The sequence below is a fragment of the Pseudomonas sp. AMR01 genome (assembly GCF_041946035.1).
GTDB classification, from domain to species: Bacteria; Pseudomonadota; Gammaproteobacteria; order Pseudomonadales; family Pseudomonadaceae; genus Aquipseudomonas; species Aquipseudomonas antarctica_B.
This window is the reverse complement of sequence record NZ_JAUTYR010000021.1, coordinates 1-16072: the sequence shown is the minus strand read 5'-3', so window position 1 is coordinate 16072 and position 16072 is coordinate 1. Positions and strand designations below refer to the sequence as shown.

Here is a 16072-nt window from a genome sequence, read left to right as displayed (position 1 = left end):
TGCCTCTCGGGTATGCCCGTTGAAGCAGCGACCTATGTCGAGCAAGGCCGTCTGCACGATGCAGCCAGTTGGCGCAGTGAGGAATTCAATAAAGATTGGGGCCTGGCCGCAATCCGTGCTGATTACGCCTATGCCAGAGGTTTGAGCGGCGAAGGTATACGCCTTGGCATTTACGACACTGGAACCGACTTGCGCCATGGCGATTTTTCCGGAAAGGAACGTAATGGCGTGCGCTTGGCAGACCCGGGCTGCGCGAGTGACACGATATTATCCGGTGGCTGCTTCTACAGCGAAGGAGACCGTTCTGTGGTGAATTTTTATGATTTGCCGCCCGGTGCGGTGGAAGCGCTAGCCGAAGCTGTCGCCGATGGCAATCTCACCGAAGAGCAACTCCAACAGTACCTTCAGGTCGCAGGCACACACTACGACCCACACGGCACCTTCGTTGCGGGAAAAATACTCGCCAACCGCGATGGCAGCGGTATCCAAGGCGTCGCTTACGCCGCCAGCCTCAGCGCCGTACGCAGGTTCAGTAACAGCTATCGAGACTCGCCCTTTGTGTTCGGACCGTCACTGAGCATCTCTTCCGCAAGCCCGGAAGCAATCCAGGCCACGTACGCCCAGTTACAAGAACAAAAAGTGCGCGCCATCAATCACAGCTGGGGGTACATCGAGCCATTCGCGAGCGTGGCCGAATTGGATAACGCCTTAAACAACACAACATATCGTGAACTCGGGGCCATAGCCGACGGTGCTCTCAAATACGGCATGCTGCACATATGGTCAGCGGGCAATACACAAATTGCCAATGCCTCCCCGCAAGCAGCCCCCATCGCCGGGCTTCATCCCAGCCTACCCAGAGCAATCAAGGAGCTGGAACCCTATTGGCTGACCGTGGTAAACCTCAATCAAGGCCTGACGTTGAGCGATTTTTCCTACCGTTGCGGCGTAAGTAAAGACTGGTGCCTGGCCGCACCTGGAACAGATATCACGTCTTCCTGGGTCACAGGCCCAGTGCAAACCGAAACACAATTAGACAGCGATGATGACGTCAATGGTTTCAGAGTCACCGGCGACAAGCCCGAATTTGGTTACCTGACGTCCTCGGGCACCTCCATCGCCGCCCCCCACGTCACCGGCGCGCTGGCACTGCTGATGGAACGCTTCCCCTACCTCGACAACCCACAAATCCGCGACGTACTGCTGACCACTGCGACTGACCTCGGCGAGCCGGGTGTGGACGACGTCTACGGCTGGGGCCTGTTAAACCTGAAAAAAGCCATCGACGGCCCTGGCCAACTGCGTGTCGACACTTCGGTGAACATGGACCGCCCCGCCGGTGGCGCGATTGTCTGGCAAGGCGGCGCCTGGGACGATTGGCGCAACGATATCAGCGGCCCGGGACGCCTGGAAAAAACCGGCATCGGTTGGCTGCGCCTGAGCGGTAATAACAGCTTCGCCGGCGCCACACTCACGCAGGGCATTCTCGAGCTGGACGGCACCAACCACCTCAAGGGCGACGTCAACGTCGACGGCGGCGTGCTGCGCCTGAACGGCTCGTTGGCTGTCGAGGGCGACTACACGCAAGCCACCGGTTCAACCCTGATGACCGGCTTGGTCGCTCAGGCAGATCCGGCAAAACTGCAGGTCAGCAACCAGGCATCCATCAATGGCGGCTCGCTATACCTGAGCGCGCAACCCAATCGCTATTACCTGGGCCAGCGCTACAGCATCCTCCAGGCCCAAGGCGGGGTGAACGGCGAGTTTACCTCGATTGATCGCCGTGAATTTTCGCCTTTCCTGAGTGTTTCCCAGGTCAAGGAAGGTAACGCGTTACAGGTGGAATTCGGCCGTGGCCGGTCACTGGCCTCGGCAGCAGGCACTGCCAACCAGCGCGCCGTCGCCGATGCCGCCGACGCTGAAAACTTACCCTCCCCACTGCTGCAACGCCTAGCCGCATTGTTTCCCGAGCAGGCACCTTCGGCGCTGGACCAATTGAGCAGCGAGTTGCATGCCAGCACCCAAGCGGTAGTCATCGAGAACAGCCGCGTATTGCGTCAGGCAGCATTCGACCGTCAGCTTGGCGCGCAAAGCAATCGCGGTGCTCAGCCAAAGGCGCTGAACCAGGGTGTCTGGGTGCAATTGCCCCGCCAATCCGGCCAACTCGCCGGCGACAGCAACACCGCGCGCACTGCCCACAGCAGCACAGGCCTGCTAATGGGGTTTGATCACACACTGGAACAAGGCACGCGACTGGGTGTGGTTGCCGGCAGCAGTCAAACCGAGGTGAAGGCCGGAGCACGCGGCAAAGCCAGTGTCGAAAGTTTCCAATTGGGCCTGCACGCTGGCCACAACTGGGACGCTTTCGGCCTGTATGGCGGCATTGCGTATGCGCAACATGAGATCGAGACAAAACGCCGCGTCAGCTTCCCCGGTATAGAGAACCGTCTGTCCACCAAGTACGCCAGCCGCACCGTGCAGACCTTTGCCGAGGCTAACTATAAGTTCAGCCATGACTTCTGGGATTGGCAGCCCTACTTGCAACTGGCCAATGTGCAACAGCGCAGCGACGGCTTCAACGAACGCGGCGGTATTGCTGCACTGCGCGGCAAACGCTCGAAAGAGAACGTCAACCTGACCACCGGTGGTGTAAGGTTCAACGTTGACCTGGGCCAGGCGCAGATCGGCCCGTCGTGGTTGAGCCTGCGTGGTGGCCTAGCCTACACCCATGCCAGCGGCGATCTGCAACCCACCACCCAGGCGGCTTGGGACGGCGGGCGTGTGGCGAGTGTCAGCGGCGCGCCGCTGGACCGGCTCAGCGCCCGATTGGAACTGGGCGCCACCGCACGCCTGACACGCGACAGCGCACTGGACTTCGGTTTCAGCCAACAGCGCGGCGAACGCACGCGAGACCAAAGCATCACCGCGCAGTATTCGCTGCAGTTTTAAGCCCGATTGTCTGCAAAGGCGGGGGCCCTACCCCCGCCGATCCAGCAAGTTGACCACCAACCGGTCTATCCAGCCCCACACCCGCTGCTTCACCCGTCGCCACAATGGCCGGGCCTTCCAGGCTTCCAGGCTCACCGCCTGGCTCTGAGCAAAATCGCGTTCGAAACTGCCCGCCACGGCCAGCGTCAATTCCGGGTCCAGCGCTTCCAGATTGGCTTCCAAGTTGAAGCGCAAATTCCAGTGGTCGAAATTGCACGAGCCAATACTCACCCAATCGTCCACCAGCACCATTTTCAAGTGCAGGAAGCACGGCTGGTATTCAAAAATCTGCACGCCAGCGCGCAGCAAGCGCGGGTAATAGCGGTGCCCGGCGTAGCGCACCGACGGGTGATCGGTGCGCGGGCCGGTCAGTAGCAAGCGCACATCCACACCGCGCCCGGCGGCGCGACGCAAGGCCCGACGCACGCTCCAGGTTGGCAAAAAATACGGCGTGGCCAGCCAGATACGCTGCTGGCTGCTGTTCAAGGCGCGGATCAGTGATTGCAGGATGTCGCGGTGCTGACGGGCGTCGGCGTAAGCCACGCGGCCAAGGCCTGGCCCGGTCGCGGGTACTTTCGGCAGGCGCGGCAGACCGAAATGGGTGGCGGGTTTCCATTCCCGGCGCGCGACATTGGCGTGCCACTGGCGGTCGAATAGCGCCTGCCAATCCAGCACCAACGGGCCGCTGATTTGCACCATCACTTCATGCCAGTCGGCGGTGTCTTGCCCCGGCGTCCAGAATTCATCGGTCACGCCAGTGCCACCCACCACTGCGACGCTCTGATCGATGACCAACAGCTTGCGATGGTCGCGATACAGGTTGCGCATCCAGCGGCGCCAGCTCAGCCGATTGTAGAAGCGCAGCTCCACGCCCGCATCCGTCAGCCGCTTACGCAAACTCAGGGTAAACGCGAGGCTGCCGTAATCATCGAACAGGCAACGCACCCGCACGCCGCGTTCGGCGGCGAGTACCAATGCCTGCACCATCGCTTCGGCACACGCCCCGGCTTCGACCAGGTACAACTCCAGGTCGACGTGCCGCTCAGCGCGGTCGATGCCCATCAGCATCTGCGGAAAAAAACGAGGCCCGTCGATCAACAACTCGAAACGGTTGGCGCTGCGCCACGGAAAAACCGCGCCGCCCATGTCAGCGCGCCGTGAAGATCAGTACCGCACCCACCGGCACCGACAAGCTGATCGACTTCAGCCCAGCCGCCTTGCGCAACCCGGCGACGCCCGGTACCAGGCCGAAGTCCTCGGCGTGCAGCACCACGGGCTCCAGGGTCACGACCTGGAAACGCCGATCATCCAGGCGCGTGGCCAGGAGTTCAGCGCTGTAGGTTTGGGTTTTGCCGTGCAGGGTCACGGACAACGGCAGGCGCAATTCCAATTGTGCGCCGGGGGCCAGGTCGTTGATCGGTTGCAGATTGATCTGCGCGCTTATCAACGCGTTGGGGAAGGTCTTGATCTCGAACAGGTCATTGCGCATGCGCTCATCACGCAGCGGAATGCCGCTGTTGATCGACTCCAGCTCCACTTCCAACTGCGCCGCGCCATTGCTGTCGACTTTGCCGTGAAGCACCAGGAAGCGCTGGACTTCGGCGATCTCGGTGTTTTTGGTGGTGACAAACGAGAGGCGCGAGGATTCGTTATCCAGGTACCAGTCGGCATGGGCAGGCATAGCGGCGGCGGCCAGCAAGGCGAAGGCCAGGGGTTTGGAGAGAGAGGCGTTGAACATAAAGACTCGTGGGGCAAAAAACCTGGACGAACCTTAAGCGCAATGTGATGAACGGCGCAAATCCAATGTGGGAGCTGCCGAAACTCCCCGTGGCGAGCGGGCTTGTCGAATCGTCGCAGCGCCCGCGTGGGCTGCGAAGTAGCCCAAAACCAGCCTCCACGGTGTGTCTGAAACATCGCATGCTTCTTCACTAGGGCCGCTACGCAGCCCAACGCGGGCGGTGCGACGAATCGACAAGCCCGCTCGCCACAACGGCCTTATCTACAAGGGACGTGCGCTGTGTCAGGGGTTCAGGCGGCAGCCTTGGCGGTCGCCGAGCCATCTGGCGCTGTGGGTTCGGCCGAGCCCGCTGGCGGTGACTTCACTGCGTTCCGGGTTGTCGCTGAATGCGCTGGTCGGCACGTATTGCTTTACATACCCGCGGCAATACTCGGCGGGATTGTTCTCCACATACCGGCACGAGCAGTACTCCTTGGCGGTGTACGCCGCGATGATGTCGGGGAAGGCTTGCAGGTTGACGCGTTCGTGCCACACCCAGGCGAACAGGGCCAACAGCAGCAACAGGAAAACGCTGGTAAATGGACGACGCCGGATCATGGTTGCACCGCCGCGAGTACGCGCTTGAGTAGTTCGTTGTGGTGGTAAGTGTCGTCGCGGTCGTCGGCGTAGCGCACGATGACCAGGTGTTCATCGGGCATCACGAACAGTGCCTGACCCCAGTGGCCGAGGGCGGCAAAGGTGTCGGCGGGCGCGTCGGGCCAGGGTTTGGCGGCGCCTTGCACTTCGCGGTTAAGCCACCACTGACCGCCGGGGACGGCTTCGTCCTGGCCGGCTTTGTAATGGACGAAGGGTTGGCGATTGAAGTCGACCCAGTCTTTGGGCAGCAATTGTTGGTCGCCCCAGCGCCCATCCCGCGCCATTAACAGGCCGACGCGCGCCAAATCGCGGGCGGTAAGGTAGGCGTAGGACGAGGCGATGAAGGTTTCGTCGGTGTCGGTTTCCCAGATGGCGTTGCGGATGCCCAGCGGTTTGAAAAGCGCGTCCCACGGGTAGGTGATGTAGGCCTTGTGGCCGAGCATGCCTTTGAGGGTGGCGGACAGGATGTTGCTGTCGCCGCTGGAGTAGCGGAATGCCTGGCCCGGTGCGGTGGCGGTTGCGGTGTCGGCCGCGAACTGCGCCATGTCGCTGCGGCCACGGGTGTAGAGCATCGCCACCACCGAGGATTTCAGCGGCGCGTATTCGTAGTCTTCCTGCCAATCGAGGCCTGAGGCCCAGTGCAGCAGGTCGGCTATGGTCACAGCGGGGTGTTGTTTCATCGGCGGGTAGAAGCGTGCGGCGGGGTCGGTGAGTTTGAAGCGGTTTTCGCCGTAGGCCACGCCGAGCACGGTGGCCATCAAGCTTTTGCTGATGGACCAGGTGAGGTGCGCAGTGTTGGCGGTGGTCGGGGCGGCGTAATGTTCGTAGATGATTTGGCCGTCGCGGATAATCAACAAGGCATCGGTGCGGATACCTGTGCGGGTGCTGTCGTCGCGCGCGGGGAACGCATAGGTGGTCAAGGCATCGACGGCCGGGCCTTCGAGCGCTTTGCCTTCGGACCATTCCTTGTCAGGCCAGGTTTCGGCGTGGGCGGTAAGGGAGACTAACACTAGGGCAATGTACAGCAGGCCTCTGAACATGGACGCAAACTCAAGGGTGGCATTCGTGATTGCGAGGCTAGACGAGGTGGATGACGATTTTGTTACGGGAAGTGTCAGGGGTGCTTGTCCGTTAGTGGGTTAACGGACAGGCACTTGGCCTGACTTCAGCTTCAACGGCCATCGCGGGCAAGCCCGCGCCACAGAGGTTATACGGGCTCAATCATCGAGCTGTGCGGGGGCTGGCTTGCTGCCGGCCTTGGCCGGTTTGGCAGGCTTGCTGCCTTTGGCTGGCGCCGCTGCAGCAGGCTCAGGTTCAGCAGGTGCAGCGAGTTCTTTTTCGGCCATGGGCATCTGGTCGATGGCACTGAAAAACTCTTTCACGTCGAGCGTATCCGGCGGCACATTCTTCTCGAGTTTCTTCTCGCCATCCTTGCCCACCAGAATCACCTTGGTGCCGCTGCCGGCACCCAGCTTGAGCGCACGAATCAACGCATTGGTTTCAGGTGGCGTGAGCTTCTTGTTGTCTTTGGCGTCCTTGGCGAACTTTTCCCCTTCCGCGCCAATGCTGCCGAACTTCACGGTGTAGAACACCATGCTGCGTTCTTCAAAGGATTGCCTGATGGCTGGCTCGTCCAACTGCTTCTGGAGCGTGGACAACGTGGAGTTGCCGGAATCAAGTTCCACGACCACCAGTGGGCGGGACTTTCCCAGGTCTTGCTTGAGCGGGTTGATATCATCAGCGGCCAACAGCGGCCCCGTAATAGCCATCAAGGTAGCCAGGGTCAGCGACCGGATGAGCATGCGCACCTCCTTTGAATTCCATGCAGGGTTCTTGAGTTTCATGTCTGCGACAGTCAAATTCAAGGATGATTCCTACACTGCTTTGAGAAAGGGTAGGTCAGGACGCCCGCTACGCAAGGGCGCAACGGAGTTCATGGGTCATTGTTTCCGCTGATTGCGGACACATCATGAGACGCTCCACTGCGGCCAATGCCGCGCAAACACGGGCGCCACGACCGGGTCGGCATCCACCTGCGCCAGCGTCTGGGCAAACCCTGGAGCCAGAGCGCTTAACACCTCGCGCGCGCCATCCCAACGCGACACTGCCGCCGCCATGATGCCCAGTGCATTCGGCGCAGCGCCGGGGGCAAACAGTTGGTCGGAGAACTGATCGGCAAACACCACCCAAGCCTGATGCAGGTAGCGGCGGGTGCCGGTGGTCAATTGTGCCTGCACGGTTTGGTCCGCCTCCCCCAGCCAGCGCTGCGGGTAGTCGATGATGCCGATCGCCGAGTAGCAATTGGCGGCGATGTACACCAGGCCTCGGATGATCTGCGCGCGGTTGCCGGCCAGTAGCTCGGAGGCGGGAAATTCCAGGCCGAGGTGGATCAGGATGGCGGCGCTTTCGGTCAGCACCTGGCCATCGGGCGTCACCAGGGTGGGGATTTGCTTGAGCGGGTTGATACGCGCCAGAGCCTCGCTGCCCTCGCTGTCTTCCCAGGAGCTTGCGTCGATTCGACGCCACTGCACCGCGCAACGCTGCAGGGCGATTTCGATCATGCAGGCGCCGGATTCGTCGATGCCATAGAGTGTGTACATGGTTGCGCCGTCTGGAGTGGTCGTCGGTGACAAAGAGTGCAGGCTCCCACGGCCCTTGGGCAAGCGTTTTAAAACAGGCCCATTTGCCCACCGACCAGGGTGCCGAAATCATCATTGACGAACGGCAGGATCGCGTCGGCCACCGGCTGTAATTGCTTGGTGACGTAGTGGTCGTAGTCGATAGGCGCCTGGCGCACTTCCAGCGGCTCGGGGCCGTTGACGCTGATCACGTAGCTGATCCAGCCGCCGCGCTGGTACTGGCGCGGGCGCCCCAGGCGGTCGTTGTATTCATCGGCCAAACGCGCGGCGCGCACATGGGGCGGCACGTTGCGTTCGTAATCGTCCAACCGGCGACGCAGGCGTTTGCGGTAGATCAGCAAGTCGTCGAGTTCGCCACTCAAGGTGCGGCGCACGTAGTCGCGGACGTAATCCTGATGGGGCTGGCGGTGAAAGATGCGCTGGTAGAGTTCCTGCTGGAATTGCCGCGCTAGCGGCGACCAGTCGCTGCGCACGGTTTCCAGGCCTTTGTAGACCATGTCTTCGCGGCCATCGCTGTGCACCACCAACCCGGCATAACGCTTCTTGCTGCCCTCCTCCGCGCCACGAATGGTCGGCATGAGGAAGCGGCTGAAGTGGGTTTCGTATTGCAGTTCGAGGGCGCTTTGCAGGCCGAATTCGTTGAGCAAATGCTCGCGCCACCACGCGTTGACGTGTTGCACCAGCGCCTGGCCGATGCGGCTGGCGTCTTCTCCGGAATGGGCGCTGCCGAGCCAGACGAACGTGGAGTCGGTGTCGCCGTAGATCACTTCGTAGCCCTTGGCCTCTACCAGTTCGCGGGTCTGGCGCATGATCTGATGGCCGCGCATCGTGATGGAGGACGCCAGCCGGGTGTCGAAGAACCGGCAGCCACTGGACCCGAGTACGCCGTAGAAGGCGTTCATGATGATTTTCAGGGCTTGGGACAGCGGCGCATTGCGTTCGCGCTTGGCCGCTTCACGGCCCTCGGAGACGCGGGTGACGATGGACGGCAGGCAGTGGCGGGTACGCGAGAACCGCGCGCCGCGAAAGCCTTCCACCGAGTCGCTGTCGTCGGGGTATTTGAGGCCTTCGATCAGGCCCACGGGGTCGATCAGGAAACTGCGGATGATTGATGGGTAAAGGCTTTTGTAATCCAGCACCAGCACCGATTCATAGAGACCGGGGCGGGAGTCCATGACAAATCCGCCGGGGCTGGCCTCGGGCGGCTTGTCGCCCAGGTTCGGCGCGACGAAGCCCTGGCGGTGCATCAACGGCATATACAAGTGAGTGAACGCGGCGACAGAACCGCCGTTGCGGTCGGCCGGCAGCCCGGTGACGCTGGCCCGTTCCAGCAGGAACTTGAGCAGTTCGGTCTTCTCGAAAATCCGCGTGACCAGCTCGCAGTCCTTGAGGTTGTAGCGCGCCAGCGCGGGCTTGTCCTCGGCGAACATGCGGTTGATTTCGTCCATGCGCTGGTACGGCGTGGAGATATCCTTGCCTTCGCCGAGCAGGGTTTGCGCAACGTTTTCCAGGCTGAAGGATTCGAAGCTCCAGGTGGCTGAACGCAAGGCCTCGATGCCGTCGATGATCAGCCGCCCGGCCGCCGCCGCGAAGTAGTGATTGCGGCTGCCGTGCTCGCGCCAGGCCATGGGCTCGTTACCGCGCCCCAGCATCAGCGGCACGTTGAGGCGTTGGGCGTGTTCATGGAGCACACGCAGGTCGAACTGCACCACGTTCCAGCCGATGATCGCATCGGGATCAAAGGTGGCGAGCCATTCATTGAGGCGTTCGAGCAGTTGCGCGCGGGTGTCGCAGTACTCGAGCTTGAAGTTCACCGCGTCGGGTTTGTTCGGCGGGCCGAGCATGTACACCTGGCGCTCGCCGCAGCCCTCGAGAGCGATGGAATAGAGATCGCCTTGGGCGGTGGTTTCGATGTCCAGGGACACCAGTTTCAGCGGCGGACGGTAGTCGGGGTCGGGTTTCATCTGCGCGTCGCACAGCACGCCGCTGGCGTCCGGCGTGCCGCCGAACAACACCGGGGCGGTGATGAAGCGCTCCATCATGTAGCGCTCAGGCGGGCGCACATCGCCTTCGTAGACGTCGACACCGGCTGCGCGCAGGCGTTTTTCCACGTCCATCGCCTGACGGTGTTGCCGCGTGTAGAGGCCCAGCACCTTGCGGTGATGGAAGTCGAGCAGCTCCAGCGGGCGCAATTCGATATCGCGCTCGCCCTTGAGCAGCCAATCGAGTGGCTTGCGATGAGCCTCGGGGATGAACATCACCGAGGTCTGCACAGGTAGACGGATAAACCTGGGGCCCATGTCGGTGGCCAGCCAGAAACTGACCTCCGTGCCCGCCGGCGTGTCACGCCAATGCCGGGTCAGGACAAAACCCTGCTGTAAATCCACCGTACCGCACCTCAGGAATTGCTTTCAGGGCGTGATTCTACTCGGCATCGGCGCAGACGCGGCAGGTTAACGCGCGCGCAGACCGCAATCTCACAATTCTGTTGCAAAACACTAATAACAATTACTATCATTTGCATCGGAGTCGTATCCGCGCAGTGAGGACGCGCAACGCTGTTGCCCCCTTTCCTCACCATTGACGGTTCGCCGTCAGGATCGATCATGCCCACCCGACTCTCCGTGCCCTTTCGCCCTACCCTGCTCGCCCTTTGCTGCTCACTGAGCGTCGCCGCGCATGCTGCAACCCCCGCCACCGCGCAGGATGCGAACAACGGTCAGAGCGGCAACACCGTGGAACTGGGCGCCACCAACATCAACGCCTATGCCCCCGCGCCAAATGCCCTGCCCCCGGCCTATGCTGGCGGCCAGGTTGCGCGCGGCGGTCAATTGGGTGTGCTGGGCAACCAGGACATCATGGACGCGCCGTTCAGCATGGCCTCCTACACCGAGAAGTTGATTCGCGACCAGCAGGCCGAGACCGTCGGCGATGTGTTGCTCAATGACTCGTCGGTGCGCCAGGCATCGGGGTATGCCAACCAGGCACAGGCTTTCGTGATTCGTGGCTTGCCGCTTAATGGTGATGACATTTCGCTCAACGGTTTGTACGGCATCTTGCCGCGCCAGATCATGTCCACCGACGCGCTGGAGCGCGTGGAAGTGTTCAAGGGCCCCAACGCGTTTATCAACGGCGTCACGCCGGGCGGCTCCGGCATCGGCGGCGGTGTGAACCTGCAGCTCAAGCGGGCCGATGACGTACCGTTGCGCCGCTTCACGACCGACATCAGCAACGATGGCCGGGTTGGCGAACACCTGGACATCGGTCAGCGCTTTGGAGAGGACAACCGCTTTGGCGCACGGGTGAATATTTCTCAGCGCGAAGGCGATACCGGCGTGGACGATGAGAGCCAGCGCGCGAAGCTGTTTTCAGTCGGTTTGGACTATCGCGGGGATGCGCTGCGCGTGTCGGGTGACTTTGTTTATCAGAAGCAACAGGTTAATGGCGGACGCAATTCGGTGCTGCTGGGCAGTGGGCTGACGAGCATTCCAAAAGCGCCGTCAGCCGATACCAACTACGCGCCTAGCTGGGGCACCACTAGCCTGGAAGACACCTTCGGCATGCTGCGTGCCGAGTATGACCTCAACGATAACTGGACCGCCTATGTCGCTGGCGGCGCCAAGCACACCAACGAGATCGGGCGGTATTCGTCGGTCACTCTCAACGACGCACTGGGCAACGCCACGGTCAGCGGCTCGCACATCGCTCACCAGGAAGACAACACCAGCTTGATGGCGGGCTTGAACGGCAAGTTCCAGACCGGCGCTGTCAGCCATAAATTGAATTTCGGGCTGACCGGAATCTGGGCTCAGACGCGAAATGCCTTTGACTTCGCTTCCGGCACCCAGCCGACCAATATTTACAACCCGGCCGACGTGAGCGCACCGGCCAAGGGCGGCTTCACCTCGGGCAGCGACCTCAACGACCCAGGCATCACTGCCAAAACCTTCGCCCGCAGCGCAGCGGTGTCGGACACGTTCGGCTTTATGGATGACCGTTTGCTGTTCACCGCCGGCCTGCGTCGCCAGGAACTGGTGGTGCAAGGCTACGCGTACGGCACCGGTGAGCGCACCGCCAACTACGCCAAGGGCATTACCACGCCGGTGTATGGCCTGGTGTTCAAGCCGTGGGACCATGTGTCGTTCTACGCCAACCATATCGAGGGACTGGCTTCAGGGCCGACAGCGCCAACAACATTCAGCGGCGCCGTAGTGACCAACGGCAACCAGACCTTCGCACCTGCGCGTTCGAAACAAACCGAGGCCGGCGTCAAGGTCGATATGGGCACCTACGGAGCGACGCTGGGCGTGTACCGGATCGAGCAACCGACCCAAGGCTATTCCCAACTCAATGCAGACGGTGGCGCGACCTTTGTGTTTCAGGGTGAGCAAGTCAACAAGGGCGTAGAACTGAACGTCTTCGGTGAACCGATCAGCGGCCTGCGCTTGTTGGGCGGCGCGACGATTATTCATACCGAGGTCAATGGCACCCAAAATGGCGCCAATGATGGCAACCGCGCCATTGGTGTGCCGTCGTTTCAGCTCAATGCTGGTGTGGACTGGGATGTACCCGGCCTGCAAGGCGTGAGCGTCAACGGGCGTATGTTGCGCACCGGCGGCCAGTACGCCGATGCCGCGAACAACCTGAGCCTGCCAACATGGAACCGTTTCGATGTGGGCGCGCGGTACAACTTCAAGGTCGATCAGCGTGATGTGACGTTGGGCGCGACCGTGGAGAACGTGGGCAATACCAAGTACTGGGAGTCGGCGCTGGGCGGTTATCTGACCCAAGGCGACCCGCGTGTGGCGAAGTTGTCGGCGACGGTGGATTTCTAACCGCGTTACTGAAGAAAAACCAGGTGCCCGTGGAAATCACCACGGTTCACAAAGGCTTAAGGCAGTGAGGATGGGCATCAGCACTGATGCCCATTCGGGTCAGGCGCGACGAGGCTGGTTCAGATAGCTTTCGATGTTGCCCATTTGCTCATCCCAGCCGCGGGAGTTCATCTTGAAGGCTTTCTGCCGACGAGCCACAGGGATTGCGTCAAAGCCGGACTCAACCACCCGCAGCAAGATACCCGGCGCGCGATCTTCGAGGGTGAATTCCACCAGGGTGGGGGTTTCCTTTTCGTAGTCGACGCCTCTCTCAACCGCAAAGGGGTGCCACCAGAATGAAAACAGCGTTTGCGGCAGGATCCGCTCGATTTTGGCCTTCCACACGACGTGCTCGTAGCCGGGGTAGGTAATCTGCGCTTCGATGTTTTCCCCGACGGTGAAGGTTTTACCCTTAAGGGCAATACCAAACCAACTGCCAAATTGCTCGGCGTCGGTCAGTGCTTCCCAGACTTGTTTACGTGAAGCATTGAGCAGGACTTTCCGTTCGATGCGATCTAATACGTGCATAAGTCACCTCCTCCATTGACAGTAGGCGACATCGATCAATGCGCAAACTCGGCGTGTGCGCGATGATGATGAGCCCATCCTTGAACTGGCAATACGTTATGACTGACCCGTTGAATGGAAGTTGCTTCTGTAAAGCCGTGCGCTATCAGGTGGACAGCCTGGACATGCCGATCAGCCATTGCCATTGCGAAAGCTGCCGCAAGGTCCACGCAGCGGCGTTCGTTGCGACTGCGGGCGTGATGCGCGAACACTTTCGCTGGACGCAAGGCGAGGCGCTGTTGTCGTCATTTGAATCATCGCCGGGTAAGTTCAGGCATTTCTGCTCGCGTTGCGGCTCACACCTGATGGCGCAGCGCGAGCATCAACCCCATGTGATTGTGCGGGTGGCAACGCTGGATGATGACCCCGGCGTGCGGCCTAACTCGCACATCTGGACCGCCCATGATGTGCCATGGCTGGCACATGAGGGCGTTGAGCAGTGGGACGAGTGGAAGGCTTGAGTTAAACGTGCGGATCGCCGGGCGCTTTGGCCGGCGTCGCGTACTGCGGCTTCAAGTGGCCTTCCTGGTCGAGTAACCAAGCGTCCATGATTTGCCGCACTACCGGGCCCGCCACGCGACCACCGGCCTCACCGTTTTCAATCATCACCGAGATCACGATTTTCGGATGTTCGGCGGGCGCGAAGCCAACAAACAAGGCGTTGTCGCGGTGGCGCTCCAGGGTCTTGTTACGGTTGTAACGTTCACCCTGCTTGATCGCGACCACTTGCGCCGTACCACTCTTGCCGGCGATCCGGTACTGCGCGCCGACCGCCGCCGCCCGGGCAATACCGCGCGGGTCGTGCATCACCAACTGCATACCGTGGTTGACCTGCTCCCAATCACGCGGGTCCTTCAAGACCACGTTGGGCATCGGGTTTTCATCCACCGGCGGCACGCCGTTGATGGTCTTGGCCAGGTGCGGCCGGTTCCACACGCCCTTATTGGCAATCAACGCAGTGGCCTGGGCCAATTGCAGCGGTGTGACCTGCATATAGCCCTGGCCGATGCCGAGGATCACGGTTTCACCCGGGAACCACGGTTGGCGCCGCGTCGCGCGCTTCCAGGCTTGAGAAGGCATCAGGCCAGCTGACTCTTCGAACATGTCGAGAGAGACTTTTTGGCCGAGGCCGAATTCGGTGAGGTAGTCGTGCAGGCGGTCGATACCGAGCTTGTGGGCCAGGTCGTAAAAGTAGGTGTCGTTAGAACGCATGATGGCCGCGTCCATGTCCACCCAGCCGTCACCGCTGTGGTTCCAGTTGCGGTATTTGTGATCAAAGTCGGGCAACTGGTAATAGCCGGGGTCGAACACCCGGGTTTGTGGAGTGACGACGCCACTGTCGAGGCCAGCAATGGCCACTTCCGGCTTGATAGTCGAACCGGGCGCGTAGAGCCCGCGCAATACGCGGTTGAACAGCGGCCGGTCGATGGAATCATGCAGCGCCGCGTATTCCTTGAAGCTGATGCCGGTAACGAACAGGTTCGGATCGAAACTCGGCTTGCTGACCATCGCCAGTACTTCACCGGTTTGCGGGTCGAGCGCAACCACGGAGCCTCGACGATCGCCCAGAGCTTCCTCTGCCGCTTCCTGAAGCTTCACGTCGAGGCTCAGTACGATGTTTTTGCCGGGGATCGGGTCGGTGTGCTTGAGCACGCGCAATACGCGGCCCTGGGCATTGGTCTCGACCTCTTCATACCCGACGTGACCATGCAACTCGGATTCGTAGAAACGTTCTATACCGGTTTTACCGATGGACTGGGTACCGCGATATTCCACGGAGTCGAGGGCCTTGGACTCTTTTTCGTTGATGCGCCCCACGTAGCCAATCGAGTGAGCGAAGTGCGCGCCAAGCGGGTAATGGCGGACGAACTGTGGTTCGACATCTACGCCTGGCAGCCGGAACTCGTTGACGGCCAGCAGTGCGATTTGTTCTTCGGTCAATTCATAGAACAGCGTGACAGGCACAAACGGATGGCGGGCCTGCTTCAGCGCCTTGTCGAACACCGCGCGGTCTTCGGCAGGCAGGTGCAGCAGGTTAACGATCGCGTCCAGCTCACCCTTGAGGTCGGTGGTGCGCTCGCGGGTAATAGTCAAGTTGTAGCTGGGACGGTTGTCGGCCAGCACCACACCGTTGCGATCGTAGATCAGCCCCCGCGTCGGCGTAATCGGCAACACGTGGACACGGTTGTTTTCAGAAATAGTGGAGTGATAGTCGTACTGCACCACCTGCAGGAAATACATACGGCCCACTAGGGCGCAGGTAATGCCGATCACCAATAACGCGCAGGCGAGCAGGCGCTTATTGACCAGGCGGTTTTCTTTTTCGTGATCCTTGATAGGTATTGGTTCAGGCATTTCTACAGCATCTCGTTGAAGAAGGTCGACGCCGCGTCCTGCGGATGAAAGATCAATCCCTGTGAAAATGTGCTGCACCATACCAAAAATGTAGAAACACTTTGTATAGATTTCCTCAACGGTATGTTGGACGGGGGATTTTTCATGGATGGTCGGACTGCGGCAAGGGGAACTGTGACAAAACTTTCCTCGTAGTACTTTCCGACCGCCCAAAACAAAACCCCTGTTTGCGTTAGCAAACAGGGGTTTCGGAATTTAATCTTGACGATGACCTA

At 60.8% G+C, this 16072-nt stretch carries 12 protein-coding genes; 3 read left to right on the top strand and 9 right to left on the bottom strand.

Annotation, left to right across the window (positions count from 1 at the left end; translation table 11 throughout):
- Nucleotides 1-12: 12 nt before the first annotated feature.
- Nucleotides 13-2949 carry an autotransporter domain-containing protein gene (locus tag Q7C20_RS18130; RefSeq protein WP_375069215.1) on the top strand — a complete coding sequence of 979 codons (2937 nt, stop codon included), beginning with the start codon at nt 13-15 and terminating at the stop codon, nt 2947-2949.
- Between the two features lie 27 nt (nt 2950-2976).
- Here Q7C20_RS18130 and Q7C20_RS18125 read toward each other — a convergent pair whose 3' ends face one another.
- From Q7C20_RS18125 to Q7C20_RS18095, 7 genes are all read right to left on the bottom strand, one after another.
- A complete protein-coding gene (locus Q7C20_RS18125; protein WP_375069214.1) occupies nt 2977-4134 on the bottom strand; it encodes a phosphatidylserine/phosphatidylglycerophosphate/cardiolipin synthase family protein in 1158 nt (385 codons plus the stop codon).
- 1 nt (nt 4135) lies between these two features.
- Nucleotides 4136-4726, bottom strand: a complete 591-nt coding sequence (locus Q7C20_RS18120) for a YceI family protein (RefSeq protein ID WP_375069213.1) — start codon at nt 4724-4726, stop codon at nt 4136-4138.
- Between the two features lie 282 nt (nt 4727-5008).
- Nucleotides 5009-5323 carry an amidase gene (locus Q7C20_RS18115; RefSeq protein ID WP_375069212.1) on the bottom strand — a complete coding sequence of 105 codons (315 nt, stop codon included), beginning with the start codon at nt 5321-5323 and terminating at the stop codon, nt 5009-5011.
- Entirely contained in the window at nt 5320-6402 is a 1083-nt protein-coding gene (locus Q7C20_RS18110; protein ID WP_375069210.1) for a serine hydrolase domain-containing protein, read from the bottom strand. The genes Q7C20_RS18115 and Q7C20_RS18110 overlap by 4 nt, the downstream gene beginning before the upstream one ends.
- Before the next feature lie 177 nt (nt 6403-6579).
- Complete coding sequence (locus tag Q7C20_RS18105) at nt 6580-7164, bottom strand: DUF4174 domain-containing protein (RefSeq protein WP_375069208.1); 585 nt, start codon at nt 7162-7164, stop codon at nt 6580-6582.
- A gap of 165 nt (nt 7165-7329) precedes the next feature.
- A complete protein-coding gene (locus Q7C20_RS18100; RefSeq protein WP_375069207.1) occupies nt 7330-7962 on the bottom strand; it encodes a glutathione S-transferase N-terminal domain-containing protein in 633 nt (210 codons plus the stop codon).
- A gap of 68 nt (nt 7963-8030) precedes the next feature.
- On the bottom strand, nt 8031-10388 hold the full coding sequence (locus tag Q7C20_RS18095; protein ID WP_375069205.1) for a DNA polymerase II: 2358 nt from the start codon (nt 10386-10388) through the stop codon (nt 8031-8033).
- 219 nt (nt 10389-10607) lie between these two features.
- Here Q7C20_RS18095 and Q7C20_RS18090 point away from each other — a divergent pair, with 219 nt between their 5' ends.
- Nucleotides 10608-12836, top strand: a complete 2229-nt coding sequence (locus Q7C20_RS18090; RefSeq protein ID WP_375069203.1) for a TonB-dependent receptor — start codon at nt 10608-10610, stop codon at nt 12834-12836.
- A gap of 99 nt (nt 12837-12935) precedes the next feature.
- Here Q7C20_RS18090 and Q7C20_RS18085 read toward each other — a convergent pair whose 3' ends face one another.
- A complete protein-coding gene (locus tag Q7C20_RS18085; RefSeq protein ID WP_375069201.1) occupies nt 12936-13403 on the bottom strand; it encodes an SRPBCC family protein in 468 nt (155 codons plus the stop codon).
- Nucleotides 13404-13501: 98 nt separating this feature from the next.
- Between Q7C20_RS18085 and Q7C20_RS18080 the strand changes: the two genes are divergently transcribed.
- Nucleotides 13502-13903, top strand: coding sequence for a GFA family protein (locus tag Q7C20_RS18080; protein WP_375069200.1), 402 nt, complete (start codon nt 13502-13504; stop codon nt 13901-13903).
- A gap of 1 nt (nt 13904) precedes the next feature.
- On the opposite strand, the gene mrdA is transcribed toward Q7C20_RS18080, so the two are convergent.
- Nucleotides 13905-15797 (bottom strand): penicillin-binding protein 2, encoded by a 1893-nt coding sequence (gene mrdA / locus Q7C20_RS18075; protein WP_348060118.1) that lies wholly within the window; start codon nt 15795-15797, stop codon nt 13905-13907.
- Between the last annotated feature and the right edge of the window lie 275 nt (nt 15798-16072).

Excerpts from the sequence above, each read along its gene's own strand:
- Q7C20_RS18130 (WP_375069215.1), top strand. The coding sequence starts at position 13 with ATGCCCGTTGAAGCAGCGACCTATGTCGAGCAAGGCCGTCTGCACGAT.
- Q7C20_RS18125 (WP_375069214.1), bottom strand. The coding sequence starts at position 4,134 with ATGGGCGGCGCGGTTTTTCCGTGGCGCAGCGCCAACCGTTTCGAGTTG.
- Q7C20_RS18120 (WP_375069213.1), bottom strand. The coding sequence starts at position 4,726 with ATGTTCAACGCCTCTCTCTCCAAACCCCTGGCCTTCGCCTTGCTGGCC.
- Q7C20_RS18115 (WP_375069212.1), bottom strand. The coding sequence starts at position 5,323 with ATGATCCGGCGTCGTCCATTTACCAGCGTTTTCCTGTTGCTGCTGTTG.
- Q7C20_RS18110 (WP_375069210.1), bottom strand. The coding sequence starts at position 6,402 with ATGTTCAGAGGCCTGCTGTACATTGCCCTAGTGTTAGTCTCCCTTACC.
- Q7C20_RS18105 (WP_375069208.1), bottom strand. The coding sequence starts at position 7,164 with ATGCTCATCCGGTCGCTGACCCTGGCTACCTTGATGGCTATTACGGGG.
- Q7C20_RS18100 (WP_375069207.1), bottom strand. The coding sequence starts at position 7,962 with ATGTACACACTCTATGGCATCGACGAATCCGGCGCCTGCATGATCGAA.
- Q7C20_RS18090 (WP_375069203.1), top strand. The coding sequence starts at position 10,608 with ATGCCCACCCGACTCTCCGTGCCCTTTCGCCCTACCCTGCTCGCCCTT.
- Q7C20_RS18085 (WP_375069201.1), bottom strand. The coding sequence starts at position 13,403 with ATGCACGTATTAGATCGCATCGAACGGAAAGTCCTGCTCAATGCTTCA.
- Q7C20_RS18080 (WP_375069200.1), top strand. The coding sequence starts at position 13,502 with ATGACTGACCCGTTGAATGGAAGTTGCTTCTGTAAAGCCGTGCGCTAT.
- mrdA (WP_348060118.1), bottom strand. The coding sequence starts at position 15,797 with ATGCCTGAACCAATACCTATCAAGGATCACGAAAAAGAAAACCGCCTG.